The sequence below is a fragment of the Nonomuraea sp. NPDC049158 genome (assembly GCF_040648335.1).
In the GTDB taxonomy this organism is placed as follows: domain Bacteria; phylum Actinomycetota; class Actinomycetes; order Streptosporangiales; family Streptosporangiaceae; genus Nonomuraea.
Genome location: NZ_JBEZDM010000030.1, coordinates 63,604 through 89,044, shown reverse-complemented (window position 1 = coordinate 89,044; position 25,441 = coordinate 63,604). Strand labels below are relative to the sequence as shown.

The 25,441-nt window shown below is 69.4% G+C and carries 29 protein-coding genes; 17 read left to right on the top strand and 12 right to left on the bottom strand.

Annotated elements, in window-relative coordinates:
• Positions 1-7: 7 nt before the first annotated feature.
• Positions 8-802 carry a sirohydrochlorin chelatase gene (locus tag AB0B61_RS43080; protein ID WP_358445233.1) on the top strand — a complete coding sequence of 265 codons (795 nt, stop codon included), beginning with the start codon at positions 8-10 and terminating at the stop codon, positions 800-802.
• Positions 803-805: 3 nt separating this feature from the next.
• Here the strand turns inward: AB0B61_RS43080 and AB0B61_RS43075 are convergent, their stop codons facing one another.
• Positions 806-1,366, bottom strand: coding sequence for a TetR family transcriptional regulator (locus AB0B61_RS43075; protein WP_358445230.1), 561 nt, complete (start codon positions 1,364-1,366; stop codon positions 806-808).
• Positions 1,367-1,452: 86 nt separating this feature from the next.
• Here AB0B61_RS43075 and AB0B61_RS43070 point away from each other — a divergent pair, with 86 nt between their 5' ends.
• Positions 1,453-1,848, top strand: coding sequence for a nuclear transport factor 2 family protein (locus AB0B61_RS43070; RefSeq protein ID WP_358445227.1), 396 nt, complete (start codon positions 1,453-1,455; stop codon positions 1,846-1,848).
• 5 nt (positions 1,849-1,853) lie between these two features.
• On the opposite strand, the gene AB0B61_RS43065 is transcribed toward AB0B61_RS43070, so the two are convergent.
• Positions 1,854-2,558, bottom strand: a complete 705-nt coding sequence (locus AB0B61_RS43065; RefSeq protein ID WP_358445225.1) for a DUF1707 domain-containing protein — start codon at positions 2,556-2,558, stop codon at positions 1,854-1,856.
• Between the two features lie 128 nt (positions 2,559-2,686).
• Between AB0B61_RS43065 and AB0B61_RS43060 the strand changes: the two genes are divergently transcribed.
• A complete protein-coding gene (locus AB0B61_RS43060; protein WP_358445222.1) occupies positions 2,687-4,033 on the top strand; it encodes an ankyrin repeat domain-containing protein in 1,347 nt (448 codons plus the stop codon).
• 46 nt (positions 4,034-4,079) lie between these two features.
• On the opposite strand, the gene AB0B61_RS43055 is transcribed toward AB0B61_RS43060, so the two are convergent.
• Together AB0B61_RS43055 and AB0B61_RS43050 are read right to left on the bottom strand one after the other, a co-directional pair.
• Complete coding sequence (locus AB0B61_RS43055) at positions 4,080-4,976, bottom strand: maleylpyruvate isomerase family mycothiol-dependent enzyme (protein WP_358445361.1); 897 nt, start codon at positions 4,974-4,976, stop codon at positions 4,080-4,082.
• On the bottom strand, positions 4,976-5,533 hold the full coding sequence (locus AB0B61_RS43050) for a sigma-70 family RNA polymerase sigma factor (protein ID WP_225289339.1): 558 nt from the start codon (positions 5,531-5,533) through the stop codon (positions 4,976-4,978). The genes AB0B61_RS43055 and AB0B61_RS43050 overlap by 1 nt, the downstream gene beginning before the upstream one ends.
• Before the next feature lie 153 nt (positions 5,534-5,686).
• Between AB0B61_RS43050 and AB0B61_RS43045 the strand changes: the two genes are divergently transcribed.
• Positions 5,687-6,112, top strand: a complete 426-nt coding sequence (locus AB0B61_RS43045; RefSeq protein WP_225289338.1) for an OsmC family protein — start codon at positions 5,687-5,689, stop codon at positions 6,110-6,112.
• Between the two features lie 33 nt (positions 6,113-6,145).
• A complete protein-coding gene (gene glgX / locus AB0B61_RS43040) occupies positions 6,146-8,251 on the top strand; it encodes a glycogen debranching protein GlgX (protein ID WP_358445219.1) in 2,106 nt (701 codons plus the stop codon).
• Between the two features lie 269 nt (positions 8,252-8,520).
• On the opposite strand, the gene AB0B61_RS43035 is transcribed toward glgX, so the two are convergent.
• A complete protein-coding gene (locus AB0B61_RS43035; RefSeq protein ID WP_358445216.1) occupies positions 8,521-8,925 on the bottom strand; it encodes a hypothetical protein in 405 nt (134 codons plus the stop codon).
• A gap of 181 nt (positions 8,926-9,106) precedes the next feature.
• Between AB0B61_RS43035 and AB0B61_RS43030 the strand changes: the two genes are divergently transcribed.
• From AB0B61_RS43030 to AB0B61_RS43010, 5 genes are all read left to right on the top strand, one after another.
• Positions 9,107-10,078 (top strand): TIGR01777 family oxidoreductase, encoded by a 972-nt coding sequence (locus tag AB0B61_RS43030; RefSeq protein ID WP_358445213.1) that lies wholly within the window; start codon positions 9,107-9,109, stop codon positions 10,076-10,078.
• A gap of 67 nt (positions 10,079-10,145) precedes the next feature.
• On the top strand, positions 10,146-11,300 hold the full coding sequence (locus AB0B61_RS43025; protein ID WP_358445210.1) for a serine hydrolase domain-containing protein: 1,155 nt from the start codon (positions 10,146-10,148) through the stop codon (positions 11,298-11,300).
• Positions 11,301-11,426: 126 nt separating this feature from the next.
• Complete coding sequence (locus AB0B61_RS43020; RefSeq protein ID WP_358445207.1) at positions 11,427-12,149, top strand: pyrimidine reductase family protein; 723 nt, start codon at positions 11,427-11,429, stop codon at positions 12,147-12,149.
• On the top strand, positions 12,146-13,420 hold the full coding sequence (locus AB0B61_RS43015; RefSeq protein WP_358445204.1) for an ATP-dependent DNA ligase: 1,275 nt from the start codon (positions 12,146-12,148) through the stop codon (positions 13,418-13,420). Before AB0B61_RS43020 ends, AB0B61_RS43015 begins: the two co-directional genes overlap by 4 nt.
• A gap of 26 nt (positions 13,421-13,446) precedes the next feature.
• Positions 13,447-13,797, top strand: coding sequence for a hypothetical protein (locus tag AB0B61_RS43010; RefSeq protein ID WP_358445201.1), 351 nt, complete (start codon positions 13,447-13,449; stop codon positions 13,795-13,797).
• A gap of 223 nt (positions 13,798-14,020) precedes the next feature.
• Here AB0B61_RS43010 and pgeF read toward each other — a convergent pair whose 3' ends face one another.
• Together pgeF and tnpA are read right to left on the bottom strand one after the other, a co-directional pair.
• Positions 14,021-14,728: a peptidoglycan editing factor PgeF gene (gene pgeF / locus AB0B61_RS43005; RefSeq protein WP_358445198.1), complete on the bottom strand. Its 708-nt coding sequence runs from the start codon at positions 14,726-14,728 to the stop codon at positions 14,021-14,023.
• A 330-nt stretch (positions 14,729-15,058) separates the two neighbouring features.
• Positions 15,059-15,436: an IS200/IS605 family transposase gene (tnpA, locus tag AB0B61_RS43000; protein WP_358445195.1), complete on the bottom strand. Its 378-nt coding sequence runs from the start codon at positions 15,434-15,436 to the stop codon at positions 15,059-15,061.
• Positions 15,437-15,489: 53 nt separating this feature from the next.
• Between tnpA and AB0B61_RS42995 the strand changes: the two genes are divergently transcribed.
• The 6 genes from AB0B61_RS42995 to AB0B61_RS42970 all read left to right on the top strand — a co-directional run bounded on the left by AB0B61_RS42995 (position 15,490) and on the right by AB0B61_RS42970 (position 21,128).
• Positions 15,490-16,803 (top strand): transposase, encoded by a 1,314-nt coding sequence (locus tag AB0B61_RS42995; protein ID WP_358445193.1) that lies wholly within the window; start codon positions 15,490-15,492, stop codon positions 16,801-16,803.
• 47 nt (positions 16,804-16,850) lie between these two features.
• On the top strand, positions 16,851-17,150 hold the full coding sequence (locus AB0B61_RS42990) for a hypothetical protein (RefSeq protein ID WP_358445190.1): 300 nt from the start codon (positions 16,851-16,853) through the stop codon (positions 17,148-17,150).
• Positions 17,147-18,082 carry a hypothetical protein gene (locus AB0B61_RS42985; protein ID WP_358445187.1) on the top strand — a complete coding sequence of 312 codons (936 nt, stop codon included), beginning with the start codon at positions 17,147-17,149 and terminating at the stop codon, positions 18,080-18,082. Before AB0B61_RS42990 ends, AB0B61_RS42985 begins: the two co-directional genes overlap by 4 nt.
• 138 nt (positions 18,083-18,220) lie before the next feature.
• On the top strand, positions 18,221-18,685 hold the full coding sequence (locus AB0B61_RS42980) for a hypothetical protein (RefSeq protein WP_358445184.1): 465 nt from the start codon (positions 18,221-18,223) through the stop codon (positions 18,683-18,685).
• 107 nt (positions 18,686-18,792) lie between these two features.
• Complete coding sequence (locus AB0B61_RS42975; RefSeq protein ID WP_358445181.1) at positions 18,793-20,232, top strand: aldehyde dehydrogenase family protein; 1,440 nt, start codon at positions 18,793-18,795, stop codon at positions 20,230-20,232.
• A gap of 17 nt (positions 20,233-20,249) precedes the next feature.
• The gene (locus tag AB0B61_RS42970; RefSeq protein WP_358445178.1) at positions 20,250-21,128 is read left to right on the top strand and encodes a tetratricopeptide repeat protein; all 879 of its coding nucleotides are present in this window, start codon (positions 20,250-20,252) and stop codon (positions 21,126-21,128) included.
• An 8-nt stretch (positions 21,129-21,136) separates the two neighbouring features.
• On the opposite strand, the gene AB0B61_RS42965 is transcribed toward AB0B61_RS42970, so the two are convergent.
• Both AB0B61_RS42965 and AB0B61_RS42960 read right to left on the bottom strand, forming a co-directional pair.
• Positions 21,137-21,769 carry a response regulator transcription factor gene (locus tag AB0B61_RS42965; protein ID WP_358445175.1) on the bottom strand — a complete coding sequence of 211 codons (633 nt, stop codon included), beginning with the start codon at positions 21,767-21,769 and terminating at the stop codon, positions 21,137-21,139.
• Positions 21,766-22,941, bottom strand: coding sequence for a sensor histidine kinase (locus AB0B61_RS42960; RefSeq protein WP_358445358.1), 1,176 nt, complete (start codon positions 22,939-22,941; stop codon positions 21,766-21,768). Before AB0B61_RS42960 ends, AB0B61_RS42965 begins: the two co-directional genes overlap by 4 nt.
• A 127-nt stretch (positions 22,942-23,068) precedes the next feature.
• Here AB0B61_RS42960 and AB0B61_RS42955 point away from each other — a divergent pair, with 127 nt between their 5' ends.
• Positions 23,069-23,872: a CPBP family intramembrane glutamic endopeptidase gene (locus tag AB0B61_RS42955; protein WP_358445172.1), complete on the top strand. Its 804-nt coding sequence runs from the start codon at positions 23,069-23,071 to the stop codon at positions 23,870-23,872.
• A gap of 18 nt (positions 23,873-23,890) precedes the next feature.
• On the opposite strand, the gene AB0B61_RS42950 is transcribed toward AB0B61_RS42955, so the two are convergent.
• From AB0B61_RS42950 to AB0B61_RS42940, 3 genes are all read right to left on the bottom strand, one after another.
• Entirely contained in the window at positions 23,891-24,403 is a 513-nt protein-coding gene (locus tag AB0B61_RS42950) for a hypothetical protein (protein ID WP_358445169.1), read from the bottom strand.
• A 155-nt stretch (positions 24,404-24,558) separates the two neighbouring features.
• On the bottom strand, positions 24,559-24,804 hold the full coding sequence (locus tag AB0B61_RS42945; protein ID WP_358445166.1) for a nitrile hydratase accessory protein: 246 nt from the start codon (positions 24,802-24,804) through the stop codon (positions 24,559-24,561).
• Between the two features lie 39 nt (positions 24,805-24,843).
• Complete coding sequence (locus AB0B61_RS42940) at positions 24,844-25,311, bottom strand: hypothetical protein (protein ID WP_358445163.1); 468 nt, start codon at positions 25,309-25,311, stop codon at positions 24,844-24,846.
• Positions 25,312-25,441: the final 130 nt, after the last annotated feature.

The window sequence follows — 25,441 nt, the reverse complement described above, 5'->3', positions numbered from 1 at the left end:
CGTCCCGTTGGCAGACGGGACGGGCCAGGACATCCCACTGGTCGCGGTGGCGCACGGGTCTCGCGATCCGCGCGCCGCCGCGACCGTGGAAGCCCTGCTCGACGAGGTACGGCTGGCCCGGCCCGGACTGCCGGTACGCACGGCGTACCTCGACCACGCGACCCCGTCCCTGGGGCAGGCGCTGAGCGGGCTGGACGCGGCCGTGGTGCTGCCGCTGCTGCTCACCGAGGCCTACCACAGCCGGGTGGACCTTCCCGCGGCGCTCAACGAGGCCCGGGCACGCGACCCTCGGCTGCGTGTGCGCTACGGCGCGACGCTGGGGCCGCACCCGCTGCTCCTGGCGACGCTCGAACGGCGGCTGGCGGAGGCCGGGGTGGCGCCGGGCGATCCGGACACGGCGGTCGTGCTCGTGGCGGCGGGTTCGAGTGATCCGCGGGCCAACGCGGTGATCGCCGGGATGGCGCGCTCCTGGTCACGGGCGACGGGCTTTCCGCGTGGGCTGCCCGCGGCCCCGCGTACCACCGGCGGGTGGTGGGCGGTGACGGCGGCGTACGCGTCGGCGGCCGAACCGACGCCCGCGCGGGCGGTGACGCTCCTCCGCGAGGCGGGCGCGCCCCGGGTGGCCGTGGCGCCGTACCTGCTGGCGCCCGGTTATTTCGCCGACAAGGTGCGGCGGAGCACCCTTGAGGCAGGCGCCGACGTGGTCGCCGACGTGCTCGGCCCGGCTCCCGAACTGGCCGAGGTCCTCCTGGAACGCTACGCCACCGCCGCCCGCGCCCCGGCCGGTGCGGCGGCCTCGTAGACGTCAGCGCGTCTCGCCCGCCAAGCTCTCGAAGCACGGCCGCAGGAGATCAATGATGTCGTCGGCGGGGGCGTCCGCCAGGGAGCTCAGCTTGAGCAGGTAACGATCGATCACCACCCCGTTGATGATCGCGCTGATCAGCGCCGCCCGCAGCTCGGCGTCGGCGGCCGGGATGGCCGCGCCCATCCGGTCGAGCCAGGTCGCCGCCGCCGCTCGGAACTCCCCCGACGCCTCCGCGTGCGTGAGCACGGAACGCAGCACGACGAGTGACGCGACCGGCTCGTCGTCGAGCCGCCGGCGCAGCGAGGTGAGCAGGGCCTCCGCCGGATGCCCCACCGGCAGTTCCTCGTCCGGCAGCTTGGCCGCGCGCGAGAACAGCTCCTCCTTGCTGCCGAAGTAGTGCATCACCAGCCCCGCGTTGACCCCTGCGGCGGACGCCACGTTCCGGATCGTCGTGCGCTCGTATCCGAGCTCGGCGAAGGTGGCACGGGCGGCGGCGAGAATGCGGGCCTCGGTCTCGCGGCGCTGCTCGGCCCGGGTGCGGCGCGGCTTCTCGGCGGACACCGATTCATTGTACGGGCGTTGACTGAATCACCGGCTTCGTTCTACGGTTGTTCAATGAACGCACGTTCAACGAATGAGGGGTGGCCGTGAACGCACGCGAGGTGGCCGAGCGGGTGCTGGAGACGAGCCTGTCGGCGGACATGGAGGGGTTGGTCGAGTTGATGGCTCCCGACGGGGTCATCGAGTGGCCCTACCGTCCCGAGGGCGTCCCGGAGACCCTCAACGGGCGGGACGAGATCCGGGCGTTCATGGCCACGGGTGGGCGGCTGATCGAGTTCGAGAGGCACGTCGACGTGGTGATCCACGAGACGGCCGACCCCGAGGTGGTCATCGTCGAGTACACCGTCCACGGCCACGTCGCCGCCACCGGCGCGCCGTTCACCCAGCGGGTCATCGCTGTGATCCGGGTGCGTGACGGATTTATCGTGCACTATCGCGACTACATCAACCCACTGCCGTTGATGGCGGCCATGGGGTCATGAGCGCGTCAGTAGCCCCGGCGCAGATCGCGGAGCATGTTGCGGTGGTCCTCACGGAGCTGCCTGTGCATGCTGCGCCACTCATCGCCGTGCAGCTTGCGCCACTGCTCACGCCACCCCGCCAGGCGGCGCTGCAGCGGCTGCGCCTTGGAGTCGCCGATCACCTTCACGTCGCCCATGATCGCGTACGCGTGCACCCGGATGACCGGTGCGTTGGTGCCCGGCGCCGCTTCCAGGACGTCTACCCGCTTGTCACCCATGATGGCCATGCCGTCGAGGTCCACGTTGACGCCGTCGGGGACGATGATCTTCACGTCGCCCATCACCGAGACGGCCATGATGTCGACCATGTTCGTGCGGACCTCGGCCTCACGCAGGTCGAGCACCACATCGCCCATCACGGCGACCGCGCCCAGCTCCTGGTCGATCCGCCAGGTGCCGCGCCGCTTGGAGTCGCCCATGACGCCGACGAACCAGCGCCGCTTGCGCGTGGGCCCTTCCTGGTGGACCGGCGGCAGGGGCGCGGCGCCCGAGGCGGGCAGGTCCTGGACGAGCATGGCCAGCTCGGCGTGCGTGGAGGCGGTGTAGGCGGCCTCTGTGCGGTCGGTCAGCTCGACGAGCGTCAGCCGCCCGTCGACCGAGGCCACGCGGAGCTGCTCCACGACGGCTTCACGTTCGGCGTCCGAGGCCCTAACCTCGCCAGGGTCAGTCATACTCGCAACATATCGCGTTTCGGGGTGATCGGGATCCTCCCGAAGAAGGAACAGTCATACTCCGAACCGCCTATCGCGCTCCCGAGGGGCTGACACGGCCGGAGCCCGATCCAAGCTAGGGTCCAGTCATGCATGAGGAACAGCTCTACCGGGCCGCGTTGAACGGCGAGTCGGAGAAGGTGAGCGAGCTGCTCGCCGGTGGCACCGACCCCAACCAGGTCAGCGCGGGCGAGGAAGACGGGTTGCCGCTCTGCGCGGCGGCCGCCTGGGACCGGGCCGAGGTCGCGGGCCTGCTGCTGGCCGCCGGGGCCGATGTGAACGGCCGGGAGAGCGGCGGCTGGACCGCGCTGCTCTGGGCCGCGGCCAAGGGGCACGCCGAGACGGCCGAGTTGCTCGTCGAGGCGGGAGCCGAGATCGACGCCGCCAACGACCTCGGCGACACCCCGCTCTCGCTGGCGGCCAGGCGCGGCGCCCTGGGCGTCGTACGGCTGCTGCTGGACAGCGGAGCCGACGCCGCCAAGTACGACGGAGACGGCGACACCCCGCTCGAGATCGCCGTCGACTGGGTGGGCGTGCATCTGGAGAGCGCGCTGCTCGACCAGATCGGCCAGGACGACTGGGAGTACGTCGTGGCGCGCCAGTTCGCCAAGGACGGCACCGAGCTCGTCACCGTGGCCGGGCGCTCCCCCGACGGCGAGCAGACCGAGCAGGTGCAGGCGCAGCGCGGCCACGCCGCCATCGCGACGCTGCTGGAGGACGTCACCGGCGTCTACACGCCGGCCGACCAGCTCGTGGCGCGGGCCCTGGCGCACCGCGACACCGACGAGGACGCCGAGACGTGGTGGATCGTCGCCGACTCGCTGGGCAAGCGGGCCGACGACGAGACGTACGAGGTGCTGGCCGGGCTGTGCGTGAGCGAGGACGCCAGGGAGCGGGAGTTCGGGGTCGACGCGATCGCCCAGTTCGGGTTCGCCGACGACGACAAGCCCTACCTTGAGCAGACGCTGCCGCTGCTGCAGAAGATGGCCACCACCGAGGGCAACGCGCAGGTCCTCCGCTCGGTGCTGGCGGCGCTCGGTCATCAGGGCGACCCCCGGGCGCTGCCGCAGGTGCTCGACATCATCGGCCGGCCGGATCACCGGCGCACCATGACCGACGCGATCGCGCTGGCCGACGTGCTGCCGCCGGACCACGAGGAGGGGCTGGAGCTGCTGATCGGCATGACGCGGGACGACGAGGCGGAGGTCCGCGACTGGGCCACGGCCGGGCTGGCCTCGCTCAAGGCCGACACGCCGCAGATCCGCGAGGCACTCGCCGACCGTCTCGACGACGCCGACTTCCGTACGGTGGCGGAGGCCACGCGCGGACTCGCCGAGCGGGGCGACCCGCGGGCCGAGCAGGGCGCCAAGCGGGTGCTGGCGGAGAGCGACGACGAGTACGCCAGGGACCTGGTCACCCAGGCTCAGCCGCGGTAGGGGCGTGACACGGACCCGGCCCTGACCGCCTGCGGAGAAGCGGGCGTCAGGGGCCCGAAAGGGCCGGGGCGGTGTTGAGGACGTCGTGGGCCAGGGCGAGGTCGCCTTGGAGCTCGGCGGGGAACGACCCCGGGTCACCCCGCCCGCCCAGCAGGAAGCAGAACTCCACCACGTCCGCCGTGATGTGCGCGTCCGGGGCGCCGCCGCCGTCGGCGGCGTCCGTCACGCCCAGCGGAACGTGCCACTCCCCGCCTCCCGGCCCCGTCAGCGTGAGCAGGAGCGTGCGCCCGCTGCCGTCCAGGCCGGACAGGAGCATCGTCCACGGCAGCAGCCGCGCGCACAGGTCGGCTGTCGGGTGGATGTGCTCGGGGACCGGGTCGGGGAGCCGCAGGCCGCCGGTGCGGGCGGCGTCGTCGGTGTGCACCCACGTCTCCAGGCACCGGGCCAGTACGTGGTCGGACACCGGCGCGTCGAGGCCGTCGAGGTTCGCGGCGGTGCCGGGGTCGAGGTCGGCCAGGTGACGGCAGAGGGCGTCGGCCTGGGCGCGCCAGTCGCGCCTGGTCTGTTCGGGGCTGCGGGCCCGCTCGTAGTTCTGGACGTCGGCGGTACGGCCGAGCGAGTCGTTCGCGCCGATGGCCGGGCCCAGTACGGGGGCGCCGACCGAGGCCGCCAGCAGGCCGTCCTTGGCGGCGAGGTGGGCGACGAGTTCCTGGAGCGTCCAGCCCTCGACGATGACCCGTGACCAGTCGTCCTCCACGGCGGAGGCGAGCAGCGCGTCCATGGCGGCGACGCGCCCGGCGTACGGCTGCGCCCAGGGGGCGGTGGGCGCGGCGGGCCGGCGCCGGGCCCTGGCTCCGGCCAGGAGCTGGGGCCGCAGGGAGCGTTCCGGTACGGCCGGGTCCTCCATCAGCGCGTCCAGGTAGAGACGCTCGACGGGCTCCATCACACCTCTTCCTCTGCCAGCGCGTCTGCCAGGCGGCGTAGCGCCAGCCGGATCCGCGACTTGGCCGTGCCCTCGGGCACGCCCAGCTCCTCGCCCACCTGGCGGTATGTCCGCCCACCGTAGTAGGCCAGTTCGACCGCTTCCCGCAGGCCGTCGGGTAACGCCATCACCGCCTGCCGTACCCGCTTGGCCTCGTCGGCCGCGAGCACGTTGTCCTCCAGCCTGGCGGGCTCGGGCTCGTACAGGCGGGGGCCCAGCGCGGAGACGCGCCTGCGCTCCTCGGCCCGTACGTGGTCGACCGCGCGGCGGTGGGCGATCGTGGCGAGCCACGCGCGCAGGGTGCCACGATCTGGGTCGTAGGCCAGCGGCCGTTCCCAGAAGACCAGGAACACCTCCTGCGTGATGTCCTCTGCGATCACCCGGTCCCTGGTGACACGCAGGGCGAGACCGAAGATCAGCGAGGAGAGCCGATCGTAGACCTCCCCGAGCGCGGCCTCGTCGCCGCCGACCACCCGCTGATGCAGCAGGCGGTCGTCGTACGGTGCCTCCACTGGCACCACACTCCCGTGATCCGGACCAAGGCGGCGGGTGCGCCGCGACCCGAGCATGTCATTAATTCGCCGGAAAAGTGCACACGGATGACCGAGCCGCAGAACTTTGTCGGGCGCGCGATAGGGTCGGAATTCCTACGATCAGAGGGAGCAACCACTATGGCCACCACTCGCACCGCCACCACTCAGTGGAAGGGCGCGCTGATGAACGGGTCGGGCACGGTGTCGCTGGACACCTCGGGCGTCGGCACGTTCGAGGTCACCTGGGCGTCCAGGTCCCAGGACGCCGGCGGCAAGACCTCGCCCGAGGAGCTCATCGCGGCCGCCCACTCCTCCTGCTTCTCGATGGCGCTCTCGCACGGCCTGGCCGGTGCCGGCACGCCCCCGGAGTCGCTGGAGACCAGCGCGGACGTGACGTTCCAGCCTGGTGAGGGCATCACCGGGATCGTTCTCACCGTGAAGGGGCAGGTGCCCGGGATCACGGCCGAGCAGTTCCAGGAGGCGGCGGAAACCGCGAAGGCCAATTGCCCGGTGAGTAAGGCGTTGACGGGCACGACGATCAGCCTCAACGCCGAACTCCTCTAGCGGGACCGCGATCGCGTGCGACAATTGGGTCACATGCGCGAGGTCTGGCCGGGCGAGCCCTATCCACTTGGCGGCACCTGGGACGGCGTGGGCACCAGCTTCTCGCTGTTCTCCGAGGTGGCCGAGCGAGTCGAGCTATGCCTCTTTCACGATGACGGCTCCGAAGAACGCGTGGATCTGCCGGAAGTCGATGGATTCGTCTGGCACGGTTACCTGCCGGGCATCGCGCCGGGACAGCGCTATGGATACCGCGTGCACGGCCCGTACGAGCCGTCGCACGGGCACCGGTGCAACCCGGCGAAGCTCCTCCTCGATCCCTACGCCAAGGCGATCGACGGTGATCTGACGTGGAACGAAGCGCTGTTCCCCTATCACTTCACCGATCCGACGCGGCTCAACTCGGCCGACAGCGCGCCCTTCATGCCGAAAAATGTGGTCATCAACCCGTTCTTCGAATGGGGAAACGACCGGTCACCGCACACTCCGTACCACGAGACCGTGATCTACGAGGCGCACGTGCGGGGGCTCACCATGCGCCACCCGGCGGTGCCCGAGGAGCAGCGCGGGACGTACGCGGGCGTAGGGCATCCGGCGATCATCGACCATCTGCTCTCGCTCGGGGTCACGGCGATCGAGCTGATGCCGGTGCACCAGTACATGCCCGAGCACTTCTTGGTGGCGCGGGGGCTGACCAACTACTGGGGCTACAACACGATGGCCTACCTGGCCCCCCACGGCCGTTACAGCAGCGCGGGCACGCGGGGCGAGCAGGTGCTGGAGTTCAAGGCCATGGTGCGGGCGCTGCACGAGGCGGGCATCGAGGTCATCCTCGACGTGGTCTACAACCACACGGCCGAGGGCGACCACATGGGGCCCACGCTCGGGTTCAGGGGGATCGACAACTCGGCCTACTACCGGCTGCACGACGGTGACCGGCGCTACTACCTCGACTACACCGGGTGCGGCAACTCGCTGAACGTCCGGTCGCCGCACGCGCTCCAGCTCATCATGGACTCCCTGCGTTACTGGGTGCTGGAGATGCACGTCGACGGGTTCCGGTTCGACCTGGCGTCGGCGCTGGCGCGGGAACTGCACGACGTCGACCGGCTGAGCGCCTTCTTCGATCTGATCCAGCAGGATCCGATCATCTCCCAGGTGAAGCTGATCGCGGAGCCGTGGGACGTCGGCCCCGGCGGCTACCAGGTCGGAAATTTCCCGCCATTGTGGACGGAGTGGAACGGGAAATACCGCGACATAGTGCGAGATTTCTGGCGCGGCACCCACTCGGCGCTGCCCGAGTTCGCCTCGCGCCTGACCGGCTCCGCCGACCTCTACGCCTCCTCGGGCCGCCGGCCCGTCGCCTCCATCAACTTCGTGACCTGCCATGACGGCTTCACCCTCACGGACCTGGTGTCGTACGACCGCAAGCACAACGAGGCCAACAGCGAGGACAACCGCGACGGCACCGACGACAACCGCTCCTGGAACAGCGGCGCGGAAGGCCCCGTCGAGGACCCCGAGATCGTCCGCCTCCGCCACCGCCAGCGCCGCAACCTCCTGACGACGCTGTTCCTGTCGCAGGGGGTGCCGATGCTCTCCCACGGCGACGAGCTCGGCCGCACGCAGCGAGGCAACAACAACGCCTACTGCCAGGACAACGAGCTCGCCTGGATCGACTGGTCGCAGATCCACACCGAGTCCGACCTGCTGGACTTCGTCCGGAAACTGTCGCGGCTGCGGCGCGAGCACCCGGTCTTCCAGCGCCGCCGCTTCTTCCACGGCCGCCACCCGGACGACGGCAAGCGCGACCTGGTGTGGCTCACGCCGGGCGGCACGGAGATGACGGCCGGAGACTGGCACATCGGCTACGCCAAGTCGATGATGGTCTACCTCAACGGCGAGGCGATCACGGAGCCGGGGACGCGCGGTGAGCGGATCGTGGATGATTCGTTCCTGTTGCTGATCAACGCTCATCATGAGGACATGACGTTCACGCTGCCGGGCGCGGAATTCGGCGACCACTGGCTGCCGATCCTGGACACCGACGACAAGGGGGTTTGTGATGGCGAATACGCCCCCTCCTCCCAGGCGACAGTGACCTCCCGCAGCATGCAGGTGCTCCAGCGTCCGCTTTCATAGGATTTCTTTTTACGGCAGGCACGGTGAGCCCCACCCGCCGTACGGGGTCGGCGTCTGTCCAGGGGGACGCTCCTCCGGTGGAGGTGGCGGGGCGCCGTGACGAGACGGTGAGACCAGGGCCTTCCCAACGTGCCTCACGCCGCCCGTAGAAGGCCCTTCGCGGCCGTTAGAGCGACCCTGGAAGCCCCGGCGGCGGCCCTGAAGCCCTATCGCGGCCCTGGAAAAAGCGCCAAGGCAGCGGCCTCAGCTTAGGCCCGCGACGCTCGCCCTCAGAGTAGGCCCGCGACACTCGCCGTGAGGATGACCAGGACGAATGTGGCCACGCCCGCCAAACCGTGTAGCAGCACCGCGAGGAGGGGGAAGCGTCGCTCCGCTCCCCGTGCGTGGCGGCCGGCGCCCAGCCAGCGGGTGAACATCACGAAGCCCAGCAGGGCCGCCGCCGCCAGGACCACGAACGCCGTCCACGCCAGCGTGCGGTTGCCCGTGAGCAGGAAGGCCACCCAGCAAACCAGCGCGGACACCCCCAGCACCGGATGGGAGAAGATCAGCGTCACCGGGAAGCGCGTGACCTTCGCCGCCTGTTGCCGCAGCCCACCCCCCGACAACCACAGGTAGAGCAGATAGATCCCCACGAGCGCGGTGAACAGCCATGTCACAGCGGTGACCAACCCCACTGGGCCCTCCCTCAAGTGCCCGATTCCCCTGCTGCCACGGTATGCGCGTCACGCTGCGTACGTCCCTAGATACGCCAAAGTGCTATCTGTGGCGGTGCATAACTGGTGATCGCGACGAGCCACTTTTGAACGCGTTCAGCCAGCCAGTTAGCCTTGTGCTAGGTGGGTAAGGGGAAGCCGGATGAAGATCGTGATACCCGGGGGAACCGGGCAGATAGGCACCATCCTCAGTCGCGCGCTGACCGCAGCGGGCCATGACGTTGTGGTTCTGACCAGGCACCCGATGCGTGATCACGACGTCCGCTGGGATGCCGAGGCGCTGGGCCCGTGGGCGAAGGAACTCGACGGCAGCGACGTAGTGATCAACCTGGCCGGGCGCAGCGTCAACTGTCGCTACACGCCTGACAATCTGCGGGCGATGATGGATTCGCGGGTGCATTCCACCCGGGTGGTGGGTGAGGCGGTCGCGGCCGCCGTACGGCCTCCCCGGGTCTGGTTGCAGATGAGCACCGCCACCGTCTACTCCCACCGCTTCGACGCCCCCAACGACGAGGTGACCGGCGCGCTCGGCGGCACCGAACCAGGCGTGCCAGGCTACTGGCGCTACAGCGTGGAGATCGCGAAAGCGTGGGAGCGGGCCCAGGAGCAAGCCGAAACCCCGCACACGCGCAAGGTCAGCATGCGCGCCGCCATGGTGATGAGCCCCGACCGCGGCGGCGTCTTCGATGTCATGCTGCGGCTCGCGCGCCTCGGCCTTGGCGGCCCGGTCGCCGGCGGCACGCAGTACATGTCGTGGATCCACGACCGCGACTTCGTCCGCGCCGTCGAGTTCCTGGCGGACCGGGAAGACCTCACCGGGCCGGTGAACCTTGCCGCTCCCGTCCCTTTACCGCAGCGCTCGTTCATGCGCGTGTTGCGCACCGCGTGGGGCGTTCCGGTGGGACTGCCCGCAACGAAGTGGATGGCCGAGTTCGGCGCGTTCGCGCTGCGCTCGGACACCGAACTCCTGTTGAAAAGCCGCCGCGTCGTCCCCGGCCGCCTGCTCGAAGCGGGCTTCGCCTTCGACTACCCGCAGTGGCCGGGGGCCGCCGACGACCTCGTGCGACGTCTGCGCGGCAGTCCTGGCTCATACCGGCTTCCGAGGAAACGCTGAGGAAACGCTCTCCTGCCTAGAACTGGAGCTCCGCATCGGAACTTCGATCTTCCAGAAGGAGCGCTTCATGGTTTCGCGTCAATCGGCAGCCGCCCACGTCATCTTGGCGGCATGCACGGCGTTGGCTCTGAGCGTGTCCACGCCCGCCGTCGCAACGGCGGACAACGCCGTCAAGGTAGGGGACGTGCAGAAGGCGATGGCTGCCTTGGTGAAGACAGGCCACGTGGTGGGCGCCATCGGCGAGGTGTACGTGAACGGCGAGCGGGCCAGGACGGGATCGGCCGGATCCCGGCTGCTCGACGGCAGGGGTGGCGCCATCCCCTCCACCGCCCGCTACCGGATCGGCTCACAGACCAAGAACATGACCGCCACCGTGGCCCTGCAACTCGTACAGAGCGGCAAGCTGAAGCTGGACGACACTCTCAGCGAGGTGCTCCCCGAGATGGCGGAGAAGGATCTGGTGGAACGGGCCGAAGAGATCACGGTACGCGACCTGATCCAGCTCACCTCGGGCATCCCCGACTTCCTCGGTCCCGACATCCGCGCGCTCGACCCCACGCTCACGTATCGCCCCGTCGACCTGGTGGCCGCCTCCCGCAAGCGGCAACGGCCGTCGCAGATCGGGACCTTCAACTACTCCAACACCAACTACATCCTGCTCGGCATGATCATCGAGAAGCTGACCGGGCGTTCGCTGGCGACCGAGCTCAACCGGAAGATCTTCACCCCGCTGGGCATGCGGGACACCTACCTTCCGGTCAAGGCCGGCGCGGGGATCAAAGGGCCGCATGGGCACGGCTATATGCCGGATGAGACGGGCAAGCTGCTCGATGTCGACATGCTCAACGCCACCACCATGCTGGGCGCCGGCGGCGTGATCTCCACCGCGCGAGACGTCAGCGCCTTCCAACGCGCCTTCGTTCAGGGCAAGCTGCTGCCGGACTCCCTGCGCAAGGTGATCACCGATCCGGTGCCCGGCCAGCAGCCGCCGCCGCAGGGCGGTCCGTGCGCGGGCAACCCCGACTTCCAGCCACGCGGCGGCAGCGCCCCCGGCTTCGTCGCCGCGACCTACACCTCCCCGGACGGGCGGCTGCAGTTCGCGGTCTCCGTGACGGTGGCCATGGATGACGGCGAGCGCGCCGCTGTGGCGAGACGCATCGACCAAGCCCTCACGTCGGTGTTCTGCCCCGCATCTGCCCCCAGCGGGAACCGCCGTCTATAGCCGGGGGCCGCACGCGAGGCCGACTACCGCTCCCAGATTGGCCATCTATCGTGCACAGCCTCACTATGCCCACTGTCGAGGGTCCTTCGTCGGCTGGTTGTCGGAGGCGTGTGCCAAGGTAGAGGAGTGCGTCGCATCCATCCCGACATTCAGGACGATCCAGATATTCAGCAGGCCTACGCCTACCCGGCGGATCGGCCGTGGCTGCGCCTCAACATGGTCGCCAGCGCCGACGGGGCCGCCTGGCTGAAGGGCCTGTCAGGCGGGCTGTCCAGCCAGGGTGACCGGCGGATCTTCCGGATCCTGCGCGGGCTGGCCGACGTGGTCATGGCGGGCGCGGCGACCGTACGCACCGAGGGATACGGCGCGGTCAAGCCACGCGACGCCTGGAAGGAGTTGCGAGGGGACCGGCCGCCGGCTCCGCCCCTCGCGGTGGTCACCCGACGGCTCGACCTCGATCTGGGCAGTCCGCTGTTCACCGAGGCCGTGAGCAAGACGATCGTCATCACCTGCGAGGCCGCGCCCGCCGAGCTCCGCGCCGAGGCCGCCCGGGTGGCCGACGTCGTCGTGGCGGGCGGCGACCGGGTCGACATGTCGGTGGCCGTGCGCGCGCTGCACGAGCGCGGCCTGACACGGATCCTGTGCGAGGGCGGCCCCCGGCTCAACGGGCAGCTCGCGACGGCCGACCTGATCGACGAGCTCTGCCTGTCGATCAGCCCGCTGCTGGTCGGGGGCGGGGCGGCGCGCATTCTCAACGGCGAGGCGGCACAGGTCGAGCTGCGGCTCAGCCAGGTGCTGGAGGAGGAGGGGGTCCTCTTCTGCAAGTACACGAGGGAGTCGACGACATGACCGAACCCACCCAGCCGCCCGCGCCCGCCAAGGCACCGACCGAGGCGACAGTCGGGAAGTCGGGCGAAGCGCCGGTTGACCCGCCCGTCGAGGCACCGGTAGACCCGCCGGGCGAGGCGCCAGCCCGCCGGCCGGTCAAGGCGCCGGTCGCCGAAGAGCCGGAGCCGGTGCCCAATCTGCCGGTGCGGCCGCCTGTGGCGCCGATGCTGGCCAAGCCGGTCAAGAAGATGCCCGCGCAGGACGGCACGCTGTTCTACGAGCCGAAGTGGGACGGGTTCCGGTGCATCGTGTTCCGCGACGGTGACGAGGTCTATCTGGGCAGCCGCAACGAGCGGCCGTTCACCCGCTACTTTCCGGAGCTGGTCGAGGCGGTCAGGGCGGAGTTGCCGGACAGGTGCGTGGTCGACGGCGAGATCGTGCTGCCGCAGGGGTCGCAGCTCGACTTCGACGCGCTGCAGCAGCGCATCCATCCGGCGAAGTCGCGGGTCACGATGCTGTCGGAGCGGACGCCCGCGTCGTTCGTGGCGTTCGACCTGCTGGCGCTGGGCGACGAGTCGCTGATGGAGGCGCCGTTCAGTGAGCGGCGGGCGCGGCTGGAGCAGATCTTCCCGGAGAAGGGCAGCTCCATCCGGCTGACCCCGGTCACGACCAACACCGAGCAGGCCGGCGAGTGGTTCGAGATGTTCGAGGGGGCGGGGCTCGACGGCATCATCGTCAAGCCCGGCGACCAGCCGTACATCCCCGACAAGCGCACGATGTTCAAGGTCAAGCACGAGCGCACCGCCGACGTGGTGGTGGCCGGTTACCGCGAGCACAAGACCGGGCCGATCGTGGGCTCGATCCTGCTCGGCCTCTACGGCGACGACGGCAGGCTGCATCACGTGGGCGTGGCGGCGTCGTTCCCGATGGCGCGCCGGGCCGAGCTGGTCGAGGAGCTCAAGCCGTACATCGCCGAGCTGGGCGAGCATCCCTGGGGTCACTGGGCCGAGCAGGCGGCGGCCACCGTCGGACAGCCGACGGCCGGACCCGCCACCGGCGGGCAACGGGTGCCCGGCGCGGTGTCGCGCTGGAACGCCAAGAAGGACCTGTCGTTCATCCCGCTCCGGCCGGAGCTGGTGATCGAGGTGGCCTATGACCAGATGGAAGGCGACAGGTTCCGGCACACCGCGCAGTGGCGGCGGTGGCGGCCGGACCGCACGCCGGAATCGTGTACGTACGAGCAATTGGAGAGGCCGGTCTCGTACAACCTTGACGATATCCTTGCCCGATAGCCCTTTATCCCGTTATATCTCGACATATGAGTACCGGTGATGAGCTGCGGGCGGCGGTGGGCGCCCGACGGGACCTCGGTCCCGATTTCGAGGATGCGATAGTCGAGTCGTTCCTCGACAAGATGGGGCAGGAGGTCGACCGACGGGTCGACGAGCGGCTCGCCGCCGCGGACCCCAAGGGTAAGAAGGCGGCCAAGCAGCAACAGCAGCGGCCGGCCGACGGTCAACGGCTGGCGCTGGCGATCGTCTCGATGGCTCTTGGCACGCTCCTGACATTGGCTGTGATCATGGGCCAGAAGGAGATGTGGGTGATCGCGCCGATCTGGTTCGCGATCATCGTGGTCAACGGCATCTTCTCCGGCAACGGCAAGGGCTGACCCAACCGTCCGGCCCATCTCAGGCGTAGGTCCCGCCCGGCCCTTCCCGGGGGTAGGTCTCGCCCGGCCCCGATCCCGAGCCGCCAGTCCGGGGGCGTAGGCCCCCGGGCGGGAGTGCAGGTCCTAGGGAGCGCGGGTTCCCGGGGGCGCAGGTTCCAGGGGGCGCAGGTTCCAGAGCGGGGTGCAGGTTCCAGGGAGTGCAGGGTTTGGTGGGCGCCGGTGGTCAGGCGAGCCAGATGAGGCCGGCGAAGCGGCCGCCTGGCTGCTCGCGCCGGTGGGAGTAGAGCTCCTGCGACTCGATCGTGCACCGGGCGTCGTGTCGTACGTCGGCGACGCCCGCCGTACGGAGCTGAGCCTCGATGCCCGCCCGCAGGTCCAGCGCGGGCGTGTCCCACGAGGTGGTCGACCAGGTTTCCGGCACTTGGGATGCGACCCGTTCGCGCAGGTCGGCGGGCACTTCGTAGCAGCGGCCGCATGCGCCGGGACCGATCAGCGCCACCATCCGCGCGGGTGCCGCGCCCTTGGCCGTCATCGCCTCGACCAGGGCGGTCGCGATGCCTGCCTCGGTGCCCGGACGGCCGGAGTGGGCGGCGGCCACCATGCCCGCGACCGGGTCGGCGACGAGCACGGCCGGGCAGTCGGCGCCCAGCGAGGCGAGCGCCAGCCGCGGCTCGGTGGTGAAGACGCCGTCTAGCGGCGGCGCGTCGTCGCCGAACGGCTCGCTGACGTAGGCGACGTCGGCGCTGTGGACCTGCCGCATGAACACGACGGCCCGCACACCCAGCTCGGCCGCGACACCCGCCCGGTTGGCTCGCACCGCCTCGGGGTCGTCACCGACCAGCCCGCCGAGATTGCGCGACGCGTATGGCGCGGCGCTCACGCCCCCGTGGCGATCGGTGATGGCGACGTGCACTCCGGGGGCCAGCTCCATAGTCCGATCTTAGGCCCCGGCCGCCGACGACCGGCCTCCTGACGGGCCCGCCCGCCGAGCCGATGGCACGGCCCGCCGAGGCTCCACCGCTGGTGTCCCGTCAGTGTCCCTGCCAGTAGGGTTTGTGTTTGGCCATTTCATGACGAATATCCCACCCCTGACGGAGACCACCACGCTGCACAGGCTCGTGGAGTACGCTGGCGCCTCGGGCGACTTCTACCAGAATGTGGGCCAGTGCTCCGGTGTTCACGCCGGGGGTGAAGGCTCATATGGGAGTGCCCGCCAGGGCGCGAGGGTGCCCTGATCTTTCAGGTTTGTCGGCAGTTTCACTCAGACAGGTTGTTTCTGCTGCTCGATGTATTCCGTGAGTATGGTGAGCGGCGCCCCGCCGACCGACCCGGCGAAATAGGCGCCAGACCAGAAATGTCCGAGCACGCTGTATTCCTTGCGAAGTATCCGGGCCGAGACCCCTTTCAGCGAATTGGCGAGTTTGGACAGGGCGACCTTGGTTGGGTGGTGGACCAGCAGGTGGACGCGGTCGTGCTCGCCGTTGAACTCGCGCAGTTCGACCTCGAAGTCGGCGCATACCTGGCGCATGAGTTGGTCGCCGCGGATCGGCATCTCGTCGGTGAACACCCCACGCCGGTACTTTGTCACGAGCACCACATGAGCATGGAGGTTATAGACGACATGTCGTCCCCTTCTCACCTCGGGGTTTGAATTTCATCGCGGTGACATAAACCAAACGATATGATCAGCACGTGGAGAAGGTGAAGCGGACTCGTGCGCACGTGGCGCGCTTGGCGTTGGACAAGCGGCAATCAGCCGTCTTGGACGGTCAAGCCCACACCGCGCGTGCCGTGTGGAACCTGCTGCATGAGTTCGCGACCTTCCGTCAGGGCCGGTTGGCGTCCTTGAAGGAGTGCGACGCGGCGATCCGGCAGGCCCGCCATGAGATCGGGTGGATGGGGCTGCTGCCCGCTCAGGCCGCGCAGGCCGTGCTGAAGATCTACCGGCAGGCGTGGGCGAACTTCTTCAACCCCGACCACCCGGCCGAACGCCCGACGTTCAAGGACCGCTTGCGGTCTCGGATGGCCGTGGACGTCCCCCAATCCCGCGACCTGCAGATCGCCAGGATCAACCGCAGGTGGGGCGCGGTGAACCTGCCCAAACTCGGGCGGGTGAAGTTCCGGTGGACCAAAGACCTGCCCGGCCTCACCAAGAGCGGCCCTCACGGCAGGATCACCGGGGCTCGCCTGGTGAAACAAGCCCACGGGTGGACCATCGCCTTCCGTACCGAACTGCTCGTCGCCGCCCCCGTGCCGCACACCGGGCCGAAGGCCGGCATGGACCGAGGCATCGCGGTCCCCCTGGCCCTGTCCACCGGAGAACACCTTCGGCACGGCCCGTGGCTGTCCAGTGGGCAGCGCGAGCGGCTGTTGCGTCTGGAGCGCAAAAGCGCCCGTCAGCGTGCCAGCCGCGGCAAAGGCGCCCCGGTCTCCAACCGGGAACGCCGCACCTACGACCAGATCGCCCGGCTCCGCGCGACAGCCAAGCGCCGAGCCGTCGACTGGCAGCATCAGAGCACGACCGACCTCGCGCGGCGGTTCAGCGCGATCGTGGTCGAAGACCTGAACATCACCACCATGATGGCCTCGGCGTCCGGGACCGTGCGGGAGCCGGGGGTCAACGTCGCCCAGAAGCGGGGCCTGAACCGCTCGATCGCGGGCCAGGCGTGGGGCCGGACGGTGGAGTTGCTGACCTACAAGGCCGCCGACCGCGGCGGCCTGGTCGCCAAGGTCGACCCGCGCGGCACCAGCCAGGAGTGCCACCGCTGCCACACCACCACGAAAGGATCACGCGAAACGCAGTCGCGGTTCGCGTGCAAGAACCCGGCGTGCGGATGGATCGGCAACGCTGATACCAACGCCGCCAGAAACCAGCTTCATTGGTACAACTCTGCCGCCGGACGGGCGGTCACAGGACGTGGAGACTCCGCGATGGCGGGGCCTGTGAAGCGTCAAGCATCCTGTCCCACAGTCTCGCCCGCACCCGCGCTGCGAGCTGCTGCGTAAGCAGCACAGGAACCCTCCATAATTTATGTGGAGGAGCACGTCAAGGCATGCACTACGACCTCGACTTCGCCCACGCGCTCGGCCACCCGGACCTGGCGGTCCACGGCCTGCTCAAGGCCGCCTACCTGGGCCGGCTGGTCACCCGATGGCTGGACGGGCGCGGACGCCTGACCGTACTGGAGGTCAGCTACCGGGGCATGGACTTCCGCGACCGCCCGCACACGTGCCACGGCCGGGTGGTCTCGACCGACGGCGAGCGGGCGGAGCTCGAACTGTGGGGCGAAGACGACCAGGGCCGCCGCACCACTCTCGGTCACGCCGAGATCATCCTTAAGGAGAGCCGATGACCACCCTTGCCGACCTGCACGCCCTGATGGCTCGCCTGGGGCATCCGGTGGTGACCGCCCCCGCCCCCTCCGTGGCCCGGTTCGCGGACGGCGCCCCGTACCGGTTCGAGATTCCCAGCGTGGAGGGGCCGGAGGTCCTGGAGGCCGTCGTCGCGGAGGGGGACCTCCTGAACGTACCCGTGCACCGGACCTCGCAGGGCAGCGGCGTGATGATGCTGTCGGACGCGGAGATCACCCGCATGGCGCGCATCGGCGCCGAGCGCGGCATCGAGATCAACCTGTTCCTCGGCCCGCGCGCCGCCTGGGACACCGGCGGCCAGGCCAAGGTGACCCAGGCGGTCGGCGCCGCGGCCAGGGGCAACGCGATGGTCGCCGCCTGCGTGGCCGACGCGCTGCGGGCCTGCGAGCTGGGCATCCGCAGCCTGCTCGTCGGCGATCTCGGCACGCTGGAGGTGCTCACCACGATGAAGGCCGACGGCGCGCTCCCGTCCTCCCTGGTGCTGAAGACCTCCGTACTCCTGCCGCTCACCAACGGCCCCACCGCCACGATCCTGGAACGGCTCGGGGCGAGCACGCTCAACGTCGGCACCGACCTGACCGTCCCGCACCTGGCCGAGATCCGCGCCGCCACCGGCCTGCCGATCGACCTGTATCTGGAGGTACCCGATGACCAGGGCGGGTTCGTCCGCTTCTACGAAGCGGTGGAGATCGTCCGGGCGACGGCACCGGTCTACCTGAAGATGGGCCTGCGGAACGCGCCGAACATCTACCCGTCCGGCGCCCACCTCGGCGCGGTGCCCCGCGAGCTGGGCCGGGAGCGCGTACGCCGGGCGGCCCTGGTCCAGCGACTGCTGGAACAACTCGACCCCGACCTCGCCAAGCACTCCACCTCAGCCCAGCACCCCTCGGACCTCGGCATCCCACAGCCGTAGCGAGCCGAACCTAGGAGCGGCGCTGGCCACCCTCATCGCCGTTCACCTGTGGAAACGCTCTTGGGTGCGGCCCGTTCCGATCCTGGGTAGCTACTTTCTGAGCATGTGTGAATACACAAAGTAGCTAGCGAGGGATCTATGGGACTTCCACAAGGACGGTTCTCCATCTACCGGGGCACGGAGCTGCACCCCCAGAGTCGGCTGGACTTCGCGTACGGCACACAGTCCGCCGTCGGCCACCCTTCGCACCTGGTGGACACCAAGTGGCTGTGCTGGGGCGCCGTCGAGTCCGCCCAGGCGCGCTTCCGCGCGGTAGACGGCCAGGAAGAGGACGACGGCTGGAGCTGCCGCATGCAAATCGACGACGGCCCCTACGCCGGCTACTGGCTGGACTCCAGCGACGGCTACGTCTGCGCCGTAGGCTCCTCCAGCCAGCGGTGGAGGTTCCTGGGCGGCGGCGACCAATGCGAATGGTGGCAAGACGGACGGCCGGTAGTGATCAGCGACCACAAGCCCGCCTCCAACGTGGGCAGCGGCCGGCAACTGCGCGCCCAGCTCGGCGCCACCCCGCAGATGTACACCATCAGCCGGATCGACGGCTGAGCGCCGGCCGCCATCGTGATCGCCGCGGCTTCTGCGATCACGATGGCGACCGGCCCACCGCGGTGCCCGCTAGCCGGTGCGAGACAAGCAAGCATATGCTTGGCCCCGTGGCTGACTATCGCAACTTGATCGGCGGCAAGCTCGTCCCGGCCGCCGACAGTAAGACCATGGACTCCGTCAACCCGGCGACCGGCGAGGTGTGGACCAGGATCCCGGCGAGCGGCGCCAGGGACGCCGAGGCGGCCGTGGCGGCGGCCCAGGAGGCGTTCCCCCGCTGGTCGGCCATGCCGGCGCTGGGCAGGGCGCACTTCCTGCGCAAGGTGTCCGAGCTCTTCGCCCAGCACGCCGAGGAGCTGGCCAGGCTGGAGACGCGCGACAACGGCAGGATCCTGCGCGACACGCTGAAGAAGGACCTGCCGGGCATGGCACACCTGTGGCAGCTCGCCGCGGGCCAGTGCCTGGACGCGGTCAAGGGCGACACCGTCATCCTGGGGCCCGACGCCCTGGGGCTGACGCGGCGCGAGCCGTACGGTGTGGCCGTCTGCATCATCCCGTGGAACTCCCCCATCTCGACGTTCTCCGCGAAGGCCGCTTTCGCCCTCGCGGCCGGCAACACGGTCATCGTCAAGCCCGCCGAGCAGGCGAGCGTGTCGGTGCTGCGGCTGGGCGAGCTGCTCGCGGAGGTGTTCCCGCCCGGGGTGCTGAACATCGTCAGCGGCTTGGGCGAGGAGGTGGGCGATGCCCTCGTACGGCACCGGGGCGTCGGCAAGATCAGCCTCACCGGTTCGACGGCCACCGGCCAGGCCATCACCCGGGCCTCCGCCGACTCGCTCAAGCCGATGACCTTCGAGCTAGGCGGTAAATCGCCAAATATCGTCTTTCCTGATGCTGATCTGGAGGCGGCCGCCCAGGGCATCACCGTGAACTCCATCTTCACCGGCAACGCCGGGCAGGTCTGCGTGGCCGGCTCGCGGATCCTGGTCCACCGGTCGGTCTGGGACGAGGTGCTGGAGCGCACCCGGCGGATCGCGGAGAGCCTCATCCTGGACGACCCGCTCGACCTGGCGACCACGATGGGCCCGATCGTGTCGGCCGGCCAGTACGAGCGCGTCGTCTCCTACCTGGAGGTGGCCGAGAAGGAGGGCGCGGAGCTGGTGTTCGGGGGCCGGGCGGGCGCCGAGGTGGTGCCGCATCTGCCCGGCGGCTACTGGGTGGCGCCCACCCTCTACACGACCGGTGACAACGCGCTGCGCATCTGCCAGGAGGAGATCTTCGGACCTGTGGCGGTGGCGATCCCGTTCGAGACGGACGAGGAGGCGCTGACGATCGCCAACGACTCGCCGTACGGGCTGGCGGCCGGTCTGTGGACGCGTGACCTGCGCCGCGCCCACCGGTTCATCCGCGATCTGCGGAGCGGGACGGTGTGGGTGAACACCTTCCGGCAGATGCCGCCGGGGCTGCCGTTCGGCGGCGTGAAGGACAGCGGCTACGGGCACGACTCGGTCCTCGAATACACCCGGGAAAAGGCGGCCATCATCCAGATTTAGTTAGATAGATTCCCATCATGAGCGAGGGGATCAACGAAAAGCCGGAGCTTTCCGAGGCTGCCGCACAGTCTCGGGCCTCGGTGCTGCGCAGCCGGGCCGAGTCGTACATCGCGCTGTCGAGACACGACGCCGCCATCGCCGATCTTACGGAGTCGATCGCGCTCGTGCCGGACAATGCCCGAGCCTGGCGGCTGCGGGGTGAGAGCCACCGGATCATCGAGCGCTACGAGGCCGCGCTGTCCGACTTCGACGAGGCACTGCGGCTGGAGCCGGACAGCGGGTACGCCCTGGGCTCGCGCGGCCAGGCGTACGCCTCGCTCGGCCGCTTCGAGGAGGCCATGGCCGACTTCGAGCACGCGCTCACCCTCTCGCCCGAATCGTTGTGGATCCTGGAGGCGAAGGCGGACACCCTCGCCGATCTCGGCCGCCTGGACGAGGCGCTGGAGGACCACGCGAAGATCATCGCCCTGAACGAAGAACTGGCGTACTCGTGGCTGGCCAGGGGCGAGCTCTACCAGCGCATGCACCTGTACACCGAGGCCATCGACGACTACACGCGGGCGCTGGAGGTGGAGCCCGAGTACGTACGGGCCTTCAGCAGGCGCGGCGAGGCGCTGCGCATGGTCGACCGCTACGACGAGGCCCTGTCCGACCTGAACCGGGCCATCGACCTCGACCCGGACAACGACCGGGCGCTGGGCAGCCGCGGGGCGGTGCTCAGCGAGATGGGCGACAACGAGGGCGCGGTGAAGGACCTGGACCGGGCGATCGAGCTGGACGAGGACTACATCTGGGCGTACCGGGTGCGGGGGGAGGTCCTGCAGGAGATGGAGCGGCACGAGGAGGCGGTCGCCGACTTCACCCGGGCGCTGGACCTGGAGTTCGGTGACTCCTGAAAGGCCCCTTATGACCTGGCCAGGTGCAGGGCGAGTTGGGTGCGGTCGCGTAGGCCCAGTTTGCGCAGCATGCTCGACACGTGATTCTTCACCGTCCCCTCGGTGATGAACAGCCGGGCGGCGATCTCCCGGTTGGCCGCGCCTACCGCGATCATCCTGGCCACCTCGAGTTCCCGGCTCGACAGGAGCTCCTGGCCGCGAAAGCGGCTCGGCTCGCGCGGCTGCCCGCGCAGCTCGGCCACGAGCCGGGCGGCCACGGGTCCGTCGAGCACGGTCTCGCCCTCGTACGCCTTGCGGATGCCGTCGATCAGCTCCTCGGGCGAGCAGTCCTTCAGCAGGTAACCGCAGGCTCCGGCGCGCAGCGCGCCGAAGATGTACGCGTCCTCCTCGAAGGTGCTGAGCACCAGCGCGGCGACGCTCGGATGCTCGGCGGCGAGCCGGGCGGTCAGCTCGACCCCGTCCATCCTCGGCATCCTGGCGTCGACGAGCACCACGTCGGGCGCGCAGCCCGGTATGGCGTCCAGCGCCTCCCGGCCGTCGGCGGCCTCGCCCACCACCTCGATCCCGTCCTCGATCTCCAGCAGTCTGCGCAGTCCGCGGCGCATGAGCTCCTGGTCGTCCACGAGCAGTACGCGGATCATGGCCGGGCCACCGGCACCTCGGCCCGCAGCTCGAACCCGCCGTCGCGGGCGTTGGCCGCCAGGAAGCTGCCGCCGACGGCCCGCACCCGCTCGGCCAGCGAGGACAGACCGAACCCGGCCGCGCGCGTCGCGCCCTTACCGTCATCGTCGATCGTCAGCACCACTCGATCCTCGCCGAAGTTCAGGCGGGCACGCACCCGGCGGGCTTCGGCGTGCCGCAGCGCGTTGGTGAGCCCTTCCTGGAGTACGCGGTAGAGGACCAGCTCGGAGTCGGGGTCGATGCGGCGTTCGAGCCCGTCGACCGTGAAGCCGACCTCGATGCCGGTGCCCTCGAAGGACCGGGCCAGCTGGCCGAGCGCGGCGCTGCCGAGCTGGCCGTCCAGCGCGAGGGGGCGCAGCGCGCGCACCCAGCGCCGCGCCTCGGCCAGCGCCCGCACGGTCATCTCCTTGGCCTGGCGTACCTCCTCCCAGATCAGTTCCGGACGCCGTTCCCGGTAGCGTTCGGCGTTCTCCAGGTTGATCTTGATCACGGTGAGCTGGTGCCCGATCGAGTCGTGCATGTCCCTGGCCATGCGGGCGCGTTCCTCGGCCACGGCCAGCTCCCTGATCCGCTCGATCAGGCGCTGCGCCGCCGCGCGCTGCCGCCCGGCCTCGAGCAGGGCGGAGGTCATGGCCAGGGAGAAGACGGCGAGCAGCGTCATCGGCATGACCTGGTCGAGCGCTTCGCGCCAGGTGGCGCCGAACAGCACCAGGATGGACGCGCCCACGGCGAGCAGGTAGATCGCCGTGATCACGATGGCGCGGCGCATGTCGTACACGAAGGCGAGGTTCACCATCGCGACGAACACCAGCGCGATGTGCCACCCGCTCAGGAACTGACCGACGAACAAGATCACCACCAGGAGCCCCGGGGCGGACAGCTTCCGCACGGTGCTCGCGTCGGGGCTCCACGGCATGATCAGCCAGAGCACCGCCACCAGCGCCATCAGCCCGGCGAAGAGCCCGAGGCGCGGCCATCCGGCCTCTGATCCAGCGACGGATCCAGCGGCGGATCCAGCGGCGGATTCGAGGGCGGATTCGAGGGCGGATTCGACGCCGCCGACCAGGACCGTCGCGAAGACCGACCAGAACACCACCGACAGCAAGGCAGGCCGACCTGGGTCGCGAAACATCACATCTGGGGACCCTACGCGGCTGCCTACCCCCGGACATCCCCCCAACGACACTGTTACTTCGGTCATGGCCGGATCTACCCCATGCTCGATGTGCTCACTGACGAGCGGGTTTTAGCGTGCCGCCATGCGAATCCTCGGTGCTGTCCTCTGGGCTGTCCTTGTCACGATCGCGATGCTGTTCGCGGCCACGTTCGGAGTCGTCGCGATCGGCAACGTCCTGTTCGACGGCTCCCGGGCCCTGGCGCCGTTGATCACGGTGCTGGTGCTCCTCCTCCTGTACGTCTATCGGCGCTTCGTGAGCCACCGCCCGTGGTCCGGCCTCGGGATGACCTTGACCTGGCGGGCCCTGCCCCAGGCGCTGCTCGGCATGGCGATGGGCCTGGCCGCCCTGCTCGCGGCCGACGCCGTCTCCGTCTGGGCGGGTGCGGCGACGTGGCAACCGCCGGCGATCGACTCGCCCCTCATGTTCCCTGTCGCCATCGCCCTGATCATGCTGAGAGCCTCCTTCCCGGAGGAGCTGCTGTTCCGCGGCCATCTGTACGACACGCTGTCCGACCGGCTCAGCCTCCGCGCCGTCCTGGCGATCACCACGCTGTCCTTCGGCGCGATCCACATCCTGTCGAGCAGCCCCGCCTCGGGGATCGCGGAGAAGATCCTCTATGTCGTGCAGGCCACCGCGCTCGGGCTGCTGTGCGGGGCGGCCCGGGCGCGAACGGGAGCGGTGTGGATGGCTGTGGGCGTACATACCTCGATCTACCTGAGCAGCGGCGCGTTCCCCACCCAAGAGATCAACTATGGGGTGCAGCTCGCCCTCCAGACCGCCGCTCTCGTCCTGACCGCCGTATTGGTGCTCACATTCCCGGCTGGCCGCGGCCGGGTGTCCGGTCCCGCGCGCGGTTCCGGACGCTTGCTCGACCCATCGGGCTGATCAAGCAACGGATGTCGCCTAGCCGCACCTGTACCCGCGGTCGTCCCAGCAGGAGTCAGCCGCGGCCACGCTGACCGACAAGCCCTCTCGTTGGCCTTCTGGAGAAGTGTCAGCGATCTCTTCGAAGGCGATCCCGATGAGCCGCCGGCCCACCTGGTCGACAAGCTGAAATTCCGTACAGCTTGGAGCGCAGGCCTGCGAGGCGGGCGACCACCCCGCCTCGACGAACGCCTTCCACAGCGCATCACGTCGAAGTTCCGGGCTCACCAGAACGGACAGGGCGGCACCGTTGTTGGCGGAGTCGCATCCGTTCCATTCGTCAACACTCACACGCTTGCCCGATGGCAGAACGGCCCCGATCGCCTTCAGATACAGAGCGTTCTCCCGGTTCGCCCGGTCTACGCATACCTGGCCGCCACCGTACATGCCCTCATAACCGGGGCTGCAGCCGATCAGGCCGCATGCCAAGACCATCAAGGCGCTCGCCGCGCAGAGCCTCCTGGATGGCCGAATCGAGCGACGCAACCCCATGGGGCAAAGTAGATCATCTGTCGAGGAGGCTGGCAAAGCGCTGCGCCCCGCGCCGATTCGCCGCACCAGGAAGAACTCGAAGAACGCTCGGGCGTCAGCGTGTCCACGATCCGCACGCCGCCGCGCACGCGGGCAGGCCGGAGAGGCGGGCATGATCACGGGTGACCGTGATCGTTGAGGTGGTCGTGGCCTGGGTGGCGTCGGGCCAGGGTACGTGCGCGGGCGGTGATCTCCTCGGCGGACACGGTGCCTAGGCCGACGAGCACATCCTGCAGTGCATCCAGCCAGTGCTGGTAGTAGTTCCAGTGCTCGTCCTTCTCCCAGGCTGAGATGCGGGCGATCAGAGCGGCCCGGAACTGCGGCCAGGTGAACACGCCCGCCTCGTACAGGGTGACGGCCATGCCGTATATCCCTACATAACGGGACATATACCCAAGCGGTCAGTGGGAGATGTGAAAGGTGAGCCGCCTTTCGGTCTCTCCGGCGGGAACGGTGTGAACGTAGCCGTGGGCTGTGCGGTAAGCGCCCGCGCCGCCGGTGATGGGGATGTCGATCGCGGGAGCGGGGGGCAGGTGGAGCAGGGCTTGTCCGGCGATCTGCCCGCGGGGCAGCGCGAAGGTGCCCACGCACTGGAGCTGGCTGGGGTCGATGTGGACATAGACGCACACGACGCTGTGGTCACCGATCTTCTTGCCGCCCTGGTACAGGTCTTCGGCGATGATGCGCTCGTCACCCAGACCGAGTCCCTTCTCGCCCAGGTCGAGGGATTGGGACTGGGTCTGCTTGGCGACCAACTGGATGATCTCCTGAGCGTCTCGCACGTTGTCGCCAAGGGCCGATGCCGATGCCAGCGGGGCGGTGGCCAGGCCGGCGGCCGCGATCAGGCAGCGTATGTAGATCTTGCGCATGGTGCGTCTCCTGACGCTGTTTCTGAGTGGATTTCCTTTTGCGCGGCGGCCGGTGATCGTTTGGTCGGCGCCCGGTTGAGCCCCTCGAACCACAGCCGTACCCGCGCACGGCTGTTGTTCACCGATGCGG

Coding starts and splice junctions, on each gene's coding strand:
- AB0B61_RS43055 (WP_358445361.1), bottom strand. CDS start 4,976: ATGGAGCCCGTCGAGCGTCTCTACCTGGACGCGCTGATGGAGGACCCG.
- AB0B61_RS42945 (WP_358445166.1), bottom strand. CDS start 24,804: ATGGCCGTCACCCTGTACGAGGCGGGCGTGTTCACCTGGCCGCAGTTC.
- AB0B61_RS43025 (WP_358445210.1), top strand. CDS start 10,146: ATGGTTTCGCGTCAATCGGCAGCCGCCCACGTCATCTTGGCGGCATGC.
- AB0B61_RS43030 (WP_358445213.1), top strand. CDS start 9,107: ATGAAGATCGTGATACCCGGGGGAACCGGGCAGATAGGCACCATCCTC.
- AB0B61_RS42970 (WP_358445178.1), top strand. CDS start 20,250: ATGAGCGAGGGGATCAACGAAAAGCCGGAGCTTTCCGAGGCTGCCGCA.
- AB0B61_RS42980 (WP_358445184.1), top strand. CDS start 18,221: ATGGGACTTCCACAAGGACGGTTCTCCATCTACCGGGGCACGGAGCTG.
- AB0B61_RS42985 (WP_358445187.1), top strand. CDS start 17,147: ATGACCACCCTTGCCGACCTGCACGCCCTGATGGCTCGCCTGGGGCAT.
- glgX (WP_358445219.1), top strand. CDS start 6,146: ATGCGCGAGGTCTGGCCGGGCGAGCCCTATCCACTTGGCGGCACCTGG.
- AB0B61_RS43015 (WP_358445204.1), top strand. CDS start 12,146: ATGACCGAACCCACCCAGCCGCCCGCGCCCGCCAAGGCACCGACCGAG.
- AB0B61_RS43065 (WP_358445225.1), bottom strand. CDS start 2,558: ATGACTGACCCTGGCGAGGTTAGGGCCTCGGACGCCGAACGTGAAGCC.
- AB0B61_RS42960 (WP_358445358.1), bottom strand. CDS start 22,941: ATGTTTCGCGACCCAGGTCGGCCTGCCTTGCTGTCGGTGGTGTTCTGG.
- pgeF (WP_358445198.1), bottom strand. CDS start 14,728: ATGGAGCTGGCCCCCGGAGTGCACGTCGCCATCACCGATCGCCACGGG.
- AB0B61_RS43010 (WP_358445201.1), top strand. CDS start 13,447: ATGAGTACCGGTGATGAGCTGCGGGCGGCGGTGGGCGCCCGACGGGAC.
- AB0B61_RS42950 (WP_358445169.1), bottom strand. CDS start 24,403: ATGGGGTTGCGTCGCTCGATTCGGCCATCCAGGAGGCTCTGCGCGGCG.
- AB0B61_RS42940 (WP_358445163.1), bottom strand. CDS start 25,311: ATGCGCAAGATCTACATACGCTGCCTGATCGCGGCCGCCGGCCTGGCC.
- AB0B61_RS43045 (WP_225289338.1), top strand. CDS start 5,687: ATGGCCACCACTCGCACCGCCACCACTCAGTGGAAGGGCGCGCTGATG.
- AB0B61_RS42955 (WP_358445172.1), top strand. CDS start 23,069: ATGCGAATCCTCGGTGCTGTCCTCTGGGCTGTCCTTGTCACGATCGCG.
- AB0B61_RS43060 (WP_358445222.1), top strand. CDS start 2,687: ATGCATGAGGAACAGCTCTACCGGGCCGCGTTGAACGGCGAGTCGGAG.
- AB0B61_RS42965 (WP_358445175.1), bottom strand. CDS start 21,769: ATGATCCGCGTACTGCTCGTGGACGACCAGGAGCTCATGCGCCGCGGA.
- AB0B61_RS42990 (WP_358445190.1), top strand. CDS start 16,851: ATGCACTACGACCTCGACTTCGCCCACGCGCTCGGCCACCCGGACCTG.